General features: G+C 34.9%; 16 protein-coding genes. 7 read left to right on the top strand and 9 right to left on the bottom strand.

The features are described from left to right. Positions 1 to 370: 370 nt before the first annotated feature. The gene (locus tag RTX21_RS00080; protein ID WP_312764475.1) at positions 371 to 604 is read left to right on the top strand and encodes a hypothetical protein; all 234 of its coding nucleotides are present in this window, start codon (positions 371 to 373) and stop codon (positions 602 to 604) included. Positions 605 to 1,441: 837 nt separating this feature from the next. On the opposite strand, the gene RTX21_RS00075 is transcribed toward RTX21_RS00080, so the two are convergent. The 5 genes from RTX21_RS00075 to RTX21_RS00055 all read right to left on the bottom strand — a co-directional run bounded on the left by RTX21_RS00075 (position 1,442) and on the right by RTX21_RS00055 (position 3,274). After that, positions 1,442 to 1,783, bottom strand: coding sequence for a hypothetical protein (locus RTX21_RS00075; RefSeq protein ID WP_312764474.1), 342 nt, complete (start codon positions 1,781 to 1,783; stop codon positions 1,442 to 1,444). Beyond that, positions 1,770 to 2,039 carry a heme oxygenase gene (locus RTX21_RS00070; RefSeq protein WP_312764473.1) on the bottom strand — a complete coding sequence of 90 codons (270 nt, stop codon included), beginning with the start codon at positions 2,037 to 2,039 and terminating at the stop codon, positions 1,770 to 1,772. Before RTX21_RS00070 ends, RTX21_RS00075 begins: the two co-directional genes overlap by 14 nt. A gap of 78 nt (positions 2,040 to 2,117) precedes the next feature. Next, complete coding sequence (locus RTX21_RS00065; protein WP_312764471.1) at positions 2,118 to 2,261, bottom strand: hypothetical protein; 144 nt, start codon at positions 2,259 to 2,261, stop codon at positions 2,118 to 2,120. Between the two features lie 129 nt (positions 2,262 to 2,390). Further along, positions 2,391 to 2,609 (bottom strand): hypothetical protein, encoded by a 219-nt coding sequence (locus RTX21_RS00060; RefSeq protein ID WP_312764470.1) that lies wholly within the window; start codon positions 2,607 to 2,609, stop codon positions 2,391 to 2,393. Between the two features lie 104 nt (positions 2,610 to 2,713). Further along, on the bottom strand, positions 2,714 to 3,274 hold the full coding sequence (locus RTX21_RS00055) for an AraC family transcriptional regulator (RefSeq protein WP_221408296.1): 561 nt from the start codon (positions 3,272 to 3,274) through the stop codon (positions 2,714 to 2,716). Positions 3,275 to 3,440: 166 nt separating this feature from the next. On the opposite strand from RTX21_RS00055, the gene RTX21_RS00050 reads away from it, so the two are divergent. From RTX21_RS00050 to RTX21_RS00030, 5 genes are all read left to right on the top strand, one after another. After that, the gene (locus tag RTX21_RS00050; RefSeq protein ID WP_262494428.1) at positions 3,441 to 3,572 is read left to right on the top strand and encodes a hypothetical protein; all 132 of its coding nucleotides are present in this window, start codon (positions 3,441 to 3,443) and stop codon (positions 3,570 to 3,572) included. After that, entirely contained in the window at positions 3,573 to 4,601 is a 1,029-nt protein-coding gene (locus RTX21_RS00045; RefSeq protein WP_312764467.1) for a pesticidal protein Cry7Aa, read from the top strand. A 39-nt stretch (positions 4,602 to 4,640) separates the two neighbouring features. Next, positions 4,641 to 6,908: a glycosyltransferase gene (locus tag RTX21_RS00040; RefSeq protein ID WP_312764465.1), complete on the top strand. Its 2,268-nt coding sequence runs from the start codon at positions 4,641 to 4,643 to the stop codon at positions 6,906 to 6,908. Positions 6,909 to 7,563: 655 nt separating this feature from the next. Then, the gene (locus RTX21_RS00035) at positions 7,564 to 7,920 is read left to right on the top strand and encodes a response regulator (RefSeq protein ID WP_312764463.1); all 357 of its coding nucleotides are present in this window, start codon (positions 7,564 to 7,566) and stop codon (positions 7,918 to 7,920) included. Positions 7,921 to 8,284: 364 nt separating this feature from the next. Next, positions 8,285 to 8,641, top strand: coding sequence for a response regulator (locus RTX21_RS00030; RefSeq protein ID WP_312764461.1), 357 nt, complete (start codon positions 8,285 to 8,287; stop codon positions 8,639 to 8,641). Between the two features lie 346 nt (positions 8,642 to 8,987). On the opposite strand, the gene RTX21_RS00025 is transcribed toward RTX21_RS00030, so the two are convergent. From RTX21_RS00025 to RTX21_RS00010, 4 genes are all read right to left on the bottom strand, one after another. Then, the gene (locus tag RTX21_RS00025) at positions 8,988 to 9,239 is read right to left on the bottom strand and encodes a cyclic nucleotide-binding domain-containing protein (protein WP_312764459.1); all 252 of its coding nucleotides are present in this window, start codon (positions 9,237 to 9,239) and stop codon (positions 8,988 to 8,990) included. A 136-nt stretch (positions 9,240 to 9,375) separates the two neighbouring features. After that, positions 9,376 to 10,473, bottom strand: coding sequence for an ionic transporter y4hA (locus RTX21_RS00020; RefSeq protein ID WP_312764457.1), 1,098 nt, complete (start codon positions 10,471 to 10,473; stop codon positions 9,376 to 9,378). A gap of 124 nt (positions 10,474 to 10,597) precedes the next feature. Beyond that, entirely contained in the window at positions 10,598 to 11,008 is a 411-nt protein-coding gene (locus tag RTX21_RS00015) for a MaoC family dehydratase (protein WP_312765434.1), read from the bottom strand. 170 nt (positions 11,009 to 11,178) lie between these two features. Then, positions 11,179 to 11,373, bottom strand: a complete 195-nt coding sequence (locus RTX21_RS00010) for a cold-shock protein (RefSeq protein WP_312764455.1) — start codon at positions 11,371 to 11,373, stop codon at positions 11,179 to 11,181. Positions 11,374 to 11,784: 411 nt separating this feature from the next. Between RTX21_RS00010 and RTX21_RS00005 the strand changes: the two genes are divergently transcribed. Next, complete coding sequence (locus tag RTX21_RS00005; RefSeq protein ID WP_312764454.1) at positions 11,785 to 12,753, top strand: beta-1,6-N-acetylglucosaminyltransferase; 969 nt, start codon at positions 11,785 to 11,787, stop codon at positions 12,751 to 12,753. The last annotated feature ends 444 nt before the right edge of the window (positions 12,754 to 13,197 follow it).

Below are 13,197 nucleotides of genomic sequence, written 5' to 3'. Positions count from 1 at the left end.
AGATTTGCTCTGCAAAGTTACAAAATAAATATTTTACATAGCAAATTTTTTTATGGAAATTTAAAAATATCATAATTTTTAATTCCCCACCATTTCCCCACATCGATGATATTTGAATGATAAAAGACTAAATTGATTATTAATCCATTATTTTTTCAATGACATGTAAATTTCTGATTATCAAAAACTTAAAACACTATCTAATATCATCAGAAGTCATATGATGTCATACGGATAGAACCTCACTCGGGAGGTCTATCGACAGATCGAATCTTTCGCCAGCTATTCTTTTTTGTAAAGCCCATTCTCCTTCTTATGCAGTGGAAAGCTATCAGAGTCTTTATTTAAAAGCGTACTACCTATTGGGTTTATGGTCTCGGCCATTAATAATGGCGGTGGCTTTTACAGAACGGAGGTCTATGTCCATGAAGCCAAAATGGCTGGTGCTAAAATTCATAATCCTTGTGTTAATCTCAGCGAATTCCAGACAACCGTATATGGAACAGATGTTTATTTAGGCTTTATCCATATTGAGAAACTGGAAGCCGCAGTTAAAATGTTTATTCTCAGGAACGAAAAGAACACGGTGATTACAAGTCATTAGAAGATTTTGTCAAAAGAGTCAACATCGGTATTTAAACTTTACAGACACTTATTTTTGTCGGGGCTTTTAGGTTTACGGGCAAACAGAAATACGAATTACTGATCGAAGCAAGATTCCTGTTGTCAATACAAAACGAAAATCATTTCTTTATTTGACGAACTTCAGAAAGATTACGAGTTACCTGTCATTGAGAGAAATCCTTTTGAAGATGCATTCGATGAAATTGAAATATTGGGCTTTCCTGTGTCTTATTCGATTTTTGATTTATTGAAAACGAAACACAGAGTAAATGTTATAGTTAACGCTTTTGAAACACCGCAAGAAATGCTAGCCTTACTGATCTCGAGAAAGTAAGTTCCTATTAAAAATAAATATGGACATCGAGACGATATGTATTTTGGGACATAGATTGATGCTGAGGGACAGTATTTTGACACCGCACATTTTCCAGACAGTCTGAAAAAGTTTCATTTTAAGGAAGGTAGTATTTATCTTTTATTAGGAACCGTTGAAGTGTATTATCATTTTCCAACGGTGACCATTACAAGAATGGCCAAAATGCCACTTATTGCTGATCCCCGGTATTCGATGGACAAGGAAAATCTAAAGAGACGGAACAGGGTCTTCGTGAAGATGTAAGCAAACATCACGTGATCCTTATCCTTTGGAATATGAGATTGGGTTGCCAAGAAAAAAATTAATCTGAAACTAAAAGTTAATAACTGATATTCTTAGCGGAATCTACTTGTGTTACAGAGCAGTTCAGTGGTGGAGACGTATATTCTCTTTCACTGTGACTTGTCGTGTAAATTGGAAGAATAAGTATAAATGCAACAATCACAACAGTGTATCATTGCGGTACTTACATCCTGCTAAATAAAATCTGTTGTTTATAAAACGGATTGATCCAACGGCATTACAAGCACCTATAATCCCTGTAAGAATAATCATTATAGCTGCGAAAACCATATCTCTTGCAAGGCTGATTGTTTCAAGAGAAACTTCACTTACCCGATAAGCAATGGTTTCCGAATGATAAATCGCCGCTAAAACAGCTCCTATAAGCAAAAATGTAAGGATTAAAGAATATAAATACCCCATTAGTGAATAATGTAGCAAATAGGCTACCCAAGCCAATATGGGAATTGAACTTTGGTTGGTAAAGTCAGATAACATCATAGTCGTTCAAAGTTGTTACAAAATGATAATCAATAAAACTTTTAGAAGCCTTGCATAATTCCAACAATTCTTCATTGCTATGATATTCAAAATTAAAATCGTTTGGAACATCAATTGTATATTCCGTTAATATTTCTGTATCCAGAAGATCAATTGCCATCAAATCATTAAGTGAACTAAGCAGACTTTTTTCTTTCAGAAGAGGCATTTTCTGCGTGACAGAGTTTTTAAATTTATATAATCTAATTGTTTTCATTTTTTTACTTTTTACTTTTTACTTTTTCGAAAGTAATGAGCTGCATTCTAATAGAGGAAAGATATTGCTTAAAGTCTTTCATTGTAATATTTTTCTCGTTCGTGACATAAATAATGGAGTCTCATTTAGTAGAAAATACAATTCGGGATATAAAGACTGGATTTTAGCCGTTACATTGAAGATCTGTCCGGTAAGATTCTGCAAATTATCAGTTGATTTCATATCTTTCTATTTAAACGAAACATAATAATATTAGAATAAAAAAGGACAGGGACTAAAAGTACCCGTCCCCTTTGTATTAAAAACCCCTTTAAACATATTAAGCTGTTTACCGGAATTATAATAAGCTCATTATGAAAGTTGAATGTTACTAAGAATCTTAATAACCTCTTCACGGCTTTTGCTTAGTTTATTTTGTAATCTTCCTAACAATTCATTTTCTTTTCCTTTTTCAAGCACCAAATCTGAATCTTTAAGTTGTGAAAACTTTTCTTTTAACTGTTTTGATTGTTCTTTCCAATCTCCTGTAATTTTAAATGTCTCATGAGCTTTATTGTGATTTGTATTCATAATTCGAATTTTTGTGTAACAGAATTATTACAATCCAAAGGTGATTTATTTTAATCTTATCTCGCTACACATTTCAATAATAAATTTACATATATCACACTTTTTTATAAGTCTTCTAAATTTTTCAACCGTTTTTGCTTCAGTTGCTTGTAGAAAGAAGGAGAAAGTCCTGTTATTTTTTTAAACTGGTTGGAAAGATGCGCAACACTGCTATAATTGAGTTTATAAGAGATTTCAGTAAGATTGAGTTCATCATACAAAAGGAGCTCTTTTACCCTTTCCACTTTATTGATAATGATAAAATGCTGTAAAGTCATTCCTTTCACTTCAGAAAATGTATTGGCAAGGTAAGTGTAATCGTAGCCAAGCTTTTCACTGATGTAATCTGAGAAATTTTCTTTAGGAAGAGATTCGGAATAATGGATCATTTCTGTAACTGCATTTTTTATTTTTTCGATCAGAATGCTTTTTTTATCATCCAATAACTCAAGTCCGGTTTTGAGGAGATTTTCTTTTAACAATTGTCGATGTTCATCCATAATATCATCCAATATTTCTACAAGTCCTAAATCTACTACGGCATTTCTGATATTCAGTTTTTCAAGCTCCTGATGAACCACCATTTTGCAGCGCAGGCTTACCATATATTTTATATATAACTTCATAATCCTTACCGTATTTCGAGTTTGTCAATCCATATGTTGACAGCCACCCTTTCAAAGTTAGTCCTTTAAATTTTAATACCTATGATTTATGTAACAAATTGAAAGACTATTACAAACCTTTCTTTTATTAATAGATGACCTTTACATACAATAAAAATATTTTAAAATGGCAAAAGAAAAGGATACAAAGAAAAAAACAGATAAAACACCTGCTGCCAAATCACTAAAAGAGAAGCGGGAAGACAAACAAAACAAAAGGAAAGATAAAGAAAATGAAAGTCGCAACGCAACAACCTAAATGGTAGAAATAAAAAAAGAAGGAATTATACTCCGAAAAACCGACTTAAATTTTGAAAACGAAGGAGTTCTGAATCCTGCTGTTATTAAGGAAAATGGCAAAATACATTTATTTTACCGCGCTGTTGCTAAAGGTAATTTTTCAACTGTCGGTCATTGTATATTATTAGATCCGCTTACGGTAGAAAAACGGTCAGATTCACCCATCATTATTCCTGAATCTGAATACGAAAAACACGGTGTAGAAGATCCTCGAATTGTAAAAATAGATGATTTATTTTATCTTACTTACACCAGTTATGACGGCATTAATGCTTTAGGAACCTTAAAGATCTCAAAAGATCTCAAATCCTGGAAAAATGAAGGAATAATTGTTCCTAAAATTTCTTATGAAGAGTTTAAGCTTTTATCGGAATCAGAGGGTTTAATCCCGGATAAATATAGAAGATACAACGAATTTCAAATCAATCATCCTGACAGCGACCCTGTTTTTTTGTGGGATAAAAATCTGATTTTCTTCCCAAGAAAAATAAACGATAAATTTTATTTCCTTCACAGAATAAGACCTGACATTCAGATTGTCAGCATGAAAAATATAGAAGATCTGAATTCTGATTTCTGGCAGGATTACTTTTCACATTTTAAAGACTACATTCTTTTATCTCCGAAATATGATCACGAATCAAGTTATATCGGAGGTGGATGTCCGCCAATAGAAACAGAATACGGCTGGTTAATGATTTATCACGGTGTTTATGATACCGTTAATGGTTATGTTTACAACGCCTGTGCAGCTTTATTGGACCTTGAAAATCCAGAAAAAGAAATTTCCCGACTTCCTTATCCGCTTTTCAAACCCGAAGAAGAATGGGAACTGAAGGGTGAGGTTAACAATGTATGTTTCCCGACAGGAACCATTGTAGAAAATGATAGACTGTATATCTATTATGGAGCTGCAGACGAAAGAATAGCTGTTGCATCACTCAATATTTCAAAACTATTGAAAGAGTTAATGATGTACGCTGTATAAAGATGATTAGGCAGAATATGGTTAAAGAAGAAATTAAAAATGAATAAAAATATTAATTCAGACGTGGAGGATAAAGCAATTAGACAATCTTATAATGGCATAAAACACAAAACCTATGATAAAAAAGAGATTGTCTTTGTAAGTACTTTTCCTCCAAAGGTGTGCGGAATCGCCACTTATACCCAAGATCTCATAAAATCTCTTCAGGCAAAGTTCGGAGAATCTTTCAAATCAATCATTTGTCCGATGGAAACAGAAGAGGAAAATTATGAATATCAAGAATATACCGAGTATAAATTAAATATCTCAGATGCTATTTCTTATTTGGAATTGGCTGCAAAGATCAATAAAAACGATAAAGTTGATTTGGTGATGCTTGAGCACGAATTCGGTTTTTTTAATGAACCCCGAAATGGGTTGTTTCTTTTTCTCGAGAACTTAAAAAAAGATGTTATCATCACTTTTCACACTGTTTTGCCAAAACCGGATAAAGAGCTAAAGGAAAAGGTGAAAAAAATCGCCGATTTTGCAAAATCTCTTGTTGTAATGACTAGTATTTCTGCTGACATTCTTTCTAATGAATATGGAATTAGTTCCGATAAAATTAGGATAATACCTCACGGAACACATCTTCTCCCTTTCACTGACAAAATAGCACTGAAAGAAAAATATAATCTTAAAAACAAAAAAGTTCTTTCAACATTTGGCTTATTAGGTTCCGGAAAAAATATTGAAACCACGCTGAAAGCCTTACCAGAAATCATCGCTAAAAATCCTGATATTATTTTTTTGATTCTTGGTAAAACACATCCTGCAATAGTAAGAAACGAAGGAGAGATATATCGTGAATTTTTGGAAGATCTTACCTGTAAACTACATTTAGAAAACCACATCCGCTTTATCAATGATTATCTTCCACTTCAGGAATTACTAGAGTATCTTCAGCTTACCGATGTTTATCTTTTCACTTCAAAAGACAGAAACCAGGCAGTAAGCGGTACATTTTCCTATGCAATCAGCAGCGGATGTGCCATTGTTTCTACTCCAATTCCACACGCATTAGAAGTTTTGAAGGAAGATATCGGAATCATCATTGATTTTGAGGCTCCCGGACAATTAGCTGTTGCAGTAAACACATTATTAGAAAATGAAAGCAAACGGGAGAAGTTACGTTTAAAATCACTGGAAAAAATGGCTCCGACAGCTTGGGAAAATTCATCTATTTTACACGCTTTGTTATTTCAGGAATTTGGAAATAATAAAACAGAACTCAGCTATACTCTACCAGAGATCAATCTTGGGCATATTCAAAATATGACAACAGATTTCGGAATCATTCAGTTTTCAAAGATCAGCAAACCGGATATCAATTCAGGTTATACACTTGATGATAATGCGAGGGCAATGATCGGTATGTGCAGACATTTTGAAATCAGTAAAGACAAATCAGACCTGCAATTAATTTCAATTTATTTAAATTATATTAAATTTTGTCAGCAAAAAGATGGAAGTTTATTGAATTACGTTGATGAACAAAAACACTTTACACAGCAGAATTACGAAACAAACTTAGATGACTCAAACGGAAGAGCAATCTGGGCTTTAGGCTTTTTAATTTCATTAAAAGAAATTTTGCCACAGGAATTTTCTGAAACTGCAGAAAAGATTATTCAAAAAAATCTCGTCTGGGCAGAAAAAATTCATTCAACCAGAGCAATGGCTTTTATTATTAAAGGATTGTGTTATCAAAATTCAGAAAAAAACCTTCCATTATTAAAAGTATTAGCCAATCGTTTAGTAAAAATGTATCAACACGAAGCAAATAATGATTGGCATTGGTTTGAGAGTTATCTGACTTACGGAAATAGTCTATTGCCGGAAGCTTTACTATGTGCGTGGATTTCTACTAAGGATGAACTTTACAAGCAAATAGCTGAGGAGTCTTTCCAGTTTTTAATATCTAAAATTATGATTGATGACAGCATAAAAGTGATTTCCAATAAAGGCTGGCTGCAAAAAGAAAATACTGAAAATGTACCACCACCCATTGGTGGAGAGCAACCTATTGATGTTGCCTATACCGTTCTGGCTTTATCCGCATTTTATAAAACCTTTAAGGATGAAAAGTATCTGCAAATGATGCAGAATTCCTTCAATTGGTTTTTAGGAAAAAATCATTTGAGTCAAATCATTTACAATCCTGTTACAGGTGGCTGTTACGACGGACTCGAAGAAAAAAACGTAAACCTAAACCAAGGCGCAGAATCCACCATCAGTTATTTGATGGCAAGACTTTGTTTTGATTAATTAGAGGTATCTATTTTAACAGAAACTTCAACTATAAAAAATACTTGATAAAGATGAGCTTTGGAATTCTTGTTTAATTGTGACTTAATAGAACCAAATCATCTATAAAGTGTTTGAAGATATGCTCGTCAAAGTCACAAACAGCCAAACGGCGCCATTTAAGACAAGTAGTGCAATTTTTCTCTTTCTAATTAATTTTAAATTCTGATTCCCAAATTCATACTATCAAAGTTACTACTTAAAAATACTCCATTTGTATATTTTTAGTTCATTTTTTTTTGATTTTACAAGTAAAAAAGGATAAGAAGTTTATTATATTAAAGTTAGCAACTCCTGTTTTACTTATATAACTTTCATATAAACGATGTGATTAAGATTAGTTTAACGAATATAGCTCATTTTTATCGCAAATATTTGCGCATCCAAGTTACATCAGTAAGTATAGTGCATAAATTCCAAGATTGAACAGTTATTTTAACATTACATGGTAACTAACCTGAAGACAACATAAATATTAAATTACTGAATTAATTAAGTAGTTAAATAAACCTAATAAATTAATACTGGCATTTCACTTCTATAGTGTGACGGACATATTTAAGGACGCTGATTTCGATTATTTTTTTTCATACATTTACATAAAAATTAGTGACTTATGGAGAAAAAAGTGGTGCTTATCCAGGATGATGAACATATATTGGAAATTATGGATCACATCTTGAGTAATGAAGGATATGATGTAACACCATCATTAAATACCGATCCCATTGAGGAGATTGACGATATCAATCCTAATGTTGTTATTGTTGATGAGTTTATCAAAGGAGATAAAAGAGGAACTGAGGTAATTCAAGACCTAAAGTCCGATCCTGCCACCGAAGACTTATCAGCCATACTAACTTCCACCTCGACCGAATTATCTAAAAAAGCAGAACAATGCAAAGCTGATGACTATATTGAAAAACCTTTTGACATTGATCACCTAGTGGATGTCGTTAAAAAAAATACCTAAAACTTAAGGTACTTTCTGATCTTGAATTGCTGCTGAAAGATTATATTTCAAGCTTCAGGTATATTAACATGGTTAGAAAATTAGCCAGAATGAACAGTAATCATGCTTTGATGGCAATAGATGTTAATTAGAGTAATCCATCACAACAGATCTGTTAACTTTAACGTAAGCATTACCATTCTTAAATAATATTATCTTTAAACAAAGACGTTAAAAACGCTACGTAAAATTCCTTTCATTTTCACCGTTACTAAAATTATATTTAAAATAAATATTTGTCGCATAGTATTTGTATAACTTATCCCGCAGCATGCCATTTTTATCTGGCTCATATAAATAGTCCGTTGCGTAATGTTCCAAAATTATGAAAACAATATTTATATTAGAAGATGAGGATAGCATCCGCGACCTACTGAATGTCTTTTTCAGTATTGAGGGTTACAAGATCATAGAAGCTGCAACTATAAGTGATTTCAACAGATTGTATTCAACCGATAGGGTAGATCTTTTTATTTTGGATGTCAGGCTTCCTGACGGCTCCGGCATCGATGTGTGTAATACTCTAAAAAGTAATCCTATTGAGGCTCCTGTCCTTATGATGAGTGCACATGCAAAAACGTTCGAAATTGAGAAGAAATGTCAACCTGATGCATATATTTCCAAACCTTTTGATCTGGATGATCTTTTGGCTTGGGTTCATAGTTTCATAGGACCTGCTTAATCTTTAAATACAATCAGTCGTCAGATTAGATTAATTTTACATCCTACTCAGAAGAATATTCGAGCATTCAGTATTTTAACAGATCCATGTTCCTTCATCTTTTTCAGAGTGTCAATGCATATTTCCAAACTGATTCCGGATATCTCAGCGATTTCATGAACATTCAAATTGATTTCAAAGGAAAAAATTTCCTGATCTGTCTCTTCATATTTAAGAAACTGAAAGAGCTCTGTGATTCTGTCCGAGGGGCTTTTATTAAACTCTCTGCGATTTCTTTCCATTTGAATATACATCAGCTCGGAAATATACTTCATGATATGTCTTAGCATTCCTTCCTCAGACATTATCATCGACAGAAGTCATCTTTCGGCATCATCAGGACCGTGCAGTCTGTAATGGCCACCATATCAAAAGGAAGCGGTAATCCAGCCAATATGAGGTAATTGGCATCACCATTACCTAAGATCTGAAAGGTGATTCTATGACCTTTCTGGTCCTCCCTGACAAACTTGGCCAGACCACTGACAATCTGGAAATGATACTTCAACTCACTTCCTTTATTAAAAAGAAAGGTATTTCTGTTAAATGTTCTGAGCACGGCGCCGTGCGATCGCAGGCAGTTCTCGTCAATCATAATATTATATTTACTGTTGATAAATGTAGACATTATCCCCTCTTCATTTTATGATTTGCAGCATAAGAATCTTTTTTGGCGACTGGCTTTTACCATAGAATTACGGGACGATTGTAACAAAAAGGTAGATCAAAAATATTCCAAGTAGCACAAATCCCTGCATGATATTGGTCTTTCCGGTGGCCAGCGAAATCGTGATGATGAATAACGATAATCCCAGCAAAACGGTTGATTTGATATCGATTCCCAATGTCATCCGGATCCCGCTGATTACCGATATGACCGCAATGGCGGGAATGCTCAGTCCGATACTCGCCAAAGCAGAACCGAATGCCAGGTTCAGCGAGGTCTGTATCCGGTCATTTCTGGCTGCCCTGATTGCTGCAAGAGCTTCCGGGAGCAACACCACTCCCGCAATAATAACCCCAACTGCGGATTTTGGAGCACCAACGGCCACCACCAGATATTCAACATCCTTCGAGAGAAGCTTAGCCATCAGAACAACCACCCCCAAGCTGACGATCAACATAAAACTGCTGATGTACATCGTCTTTCCGGAAACTTTGATTTTAGCCTTATATTCCACAGTTTTTTCCTTTGCTTTGTCACTGGGCGATATAAAAAAGCTCCGATGCCTGATTGTCTGCACCATCGTAAATCCGAGATACAATGCTAAACATAGCAATACTATAAATAAAAGCTGAAAAGAGGTATACTCGCCTCCTCCATGACTTACTGTATAATTAGGCAAAATCAGAACGAACACGACCACCGCTGTAAGAGTGATCAGAGCCGTGCTTACACCTTTCAGAGTAAAGGTCTGCTCCCTGTATCTTATTGATCCAATAACAATACAGATCCCGATAATTCCATTGAGAATCAGCATTACTGCCGCAAAAACAGTGTCCCGTGCCAGGGTAATGGTTTCCAGTCCTTCTGCTCCCAGCATAATGGAAATGATCAGTCCCACCTCAATGACCGTAATAGCAAACGCAAGAAGAAGAGTACCAAACGGTTCACCGAGCCGATGTGCAAGTACTTCGGAGTGATAGACTGCCGTGAGTACGCTTCCCAGTAACAATGCCGTTAGCAGGATCGAATAATAGCCTGATGAAAAAATGAAGCTCCCAAAGTAGAAGAGCCAAGATAAAACCGGCACGACAATCGTCCAATACCGTAAATATTTATGTTGATTCATAAAGAAGAATGCAATTTAATTATGTGTATAGTACTACAGTTCGCTATCATACTAATAAGATAAATGATCAATACTCTGATAAAGCCTTTATCTAAAGAGTTCTAATACGAAGACCTGAGAGTTTCTACCTGAATTGATAAAGAAACACCACATTGCCGGTGTAGGCAGGTTTCGATTCATCTTTAATTACGAGTCTTGCACCGACAATAACCTTGACCATTCCCCGGAGGTCATTCACCGATCTTACAGTTGCCTGCAAAGAGACTTCGGAGTTGACCTTTACAGGCATACCGAATCTCAGGTCTTCGATCCCGTAATTGATCTCGAGGCTTACATTCTGTACTAACGCAATCTGCTTCCACAAATAAGGAATCAAGGCAAGCGTAAGATATCCGTGAGCTATGGTTGATCCGTAAGGACTTTCAATAGATGCCCTGTCGTTATCCACATGGATCCACTGGTGATCCAGGGTGGCATCTGCAAACAGATCGATCTGCTTTTGGTCAATCGTATGCCAGGACGAACTGCCTACCATGACGCCTTCCAATGACTTATATTCTTCGTAATTATTGATGATACGCATATATTTTCTGATTTAATAGTTCAATGGCAGCAGTATGATTTCCGTAAAAAGATAAAAAGCCTCTCGCAATATGCGGGAGGCCGGTAATATAATTAATATAATAAGTTACTATATCGATCAGATTATGCCAGTTTAACGTTGATAGCGCTTAAACCTCTATCTCCCTTCTGTACGTTGAAAATAACCTCGTCGTTCTCACGGATGCCTCTTGACTCAAGTCCTGAAGTATGTACAAAGATATCTGCGCCACCTTCTGATGGTGCGATGAAACCGAAGCCTTTCGCTTCGTTGAAAAATTTTACGGTGCCTTTTTGCATTGTAATAAAATTAAAAATTAATATAATGGGATCTGTACACTTTACAGATTTCATTTTTGTTATAAATGTTGATAAGAGGGGAAACTTTCGCTTCGACTAATCATGCTTTGCGTGGCTTTTGATACTAAGTGTAAGATATTTAAACATCTATACCGGCAATATTGTTCATTTTTTAGGATCAAAGGAATGGTGATTCTCAATATCATTAAAAAATCGGATCTATAAACGGGGGAACTGTAGAAGCAAGACCGATCGGTATCATTGGACCGGTGAAGCGAAGGCAGGAACCTTTCTTTATGAATACTTTGCAAATGTAAATTAATATTCGTCAAAAATAAAAAACATAAATAATTGATTATCATTATTTTATTCGTACATTACGCACACAGAAGAATTATTTGCACAGTGCGGATGATCAAAAATTCCGTAAACATGCAGACCCCATCAACCATACCACTGACCTTGCCTCAAACTATTGAAGAGCATTCATCAACACAGGTTCGTATCGCTTATTTCATAATGGTACATCAGCGATCTGAGGCTTTTAAAACCTTGATTGAAAAAATTTATACCCGAGATCAATTCTACCTGGTCCATATTGACCGTAAGGCGAGTTCCGAAATAACAGAAGCCATCCAAAATTATGTCATCCAATATCCGAATGTCTACATCCTAGAGAGCACAAACATCGTGTCAGGAGGCTTCAGCATGATACAGGCGGAACTCAACGCCATGGAATTTTTACTTAATGCCAGTCAGGATTGGGATTACCTGATCAACCTCAGCGGAGAGGACCTTCCCTTACGATCCCAGGATATCATCAGGCAGTTCCTGACGGCCAATGTAGGAAGAAACTACATTTTCTATTACGATCAGAAATTTTACAGGCCTGACACATTGCGGAGGATCCAGAATCATTTTACGGAACTCACTCACAAGATATCCTCACTGATATACAAGAGAGACTTTATGAGGAATGTTATTCCTTATATAGGTGGCAAATGGTTTATCTTTACCCGTGATACCTGTTCCTTCTTGATCAACAATGAGAAGGTAATGGACTTTGAAGACTATTATCTCCACACCCTGCTTCCAGCGGAATCGTTCTTCCAGACGGTTTTAATGAATACCGATTTCAATGATATTATTGTGAACGATGACAAAAGAGCGACTTTTAATCCACCGCTGATAGGCAAAGACAATTATTGTAAACAATTTCTGAAATTCCTGACGGAAAGTAACAGCCTCTTCGTTAACAAAGTATATGATATCAATGATGAGCGGATCATCCACTCGATGAATACCAGTTATAACTTGCCGCTGCCGGAAGTCAACGAAATCGAGAGAGAATTGAAAAGAAATGGACCCGTCAGTAATTAGTAGGTACTTACAAGTAACCATCTAGTCTTCCATCACCTAAGTAAAGATAAAATACTGCGTGTTCATAGCATTCTCTTTTAGATATCGTCGTGATAAAATATAGTTTAAATGTTTATTAAATCTCCAAAACATTATCCAAATTTGCGAACAACCTATTTAAAAGATGTTATTATATATTTTTGTTTACACGGAAATTACCGCATAAACGATTTTTTACATTGAAATATAAATTAAATGTCATTTAGTATTATCTATATCCTGTAGTAAATGATTTGAGTAGAGCTGTGGAGCTTGCAGGATAGGATAATTAATTCAAAAATTATTTATAGATCTTCAGATCTTTCAACAAATGTTTTAATATTTATTCATTTGTAGGTAGACAAGTAAAGCTGAACTTGCAACTATTTTTGAGACAAAATTTATATACTCTTTATGCTACATTTT

This window comes from Epilithonimonas sp. (genome assembly GCF_032054305.1).
Taxonomy (GTDB): domain Bacteria; phylum Bacteroidota; class Bacteroidia; order Flavobacteriales; family Weeksellaceae; genus Epilithonimonas.
Note: the sequence above shows the minus strand (reverse complement) of the source record. Positions and strands in the feature narration are given on the sequence as shown.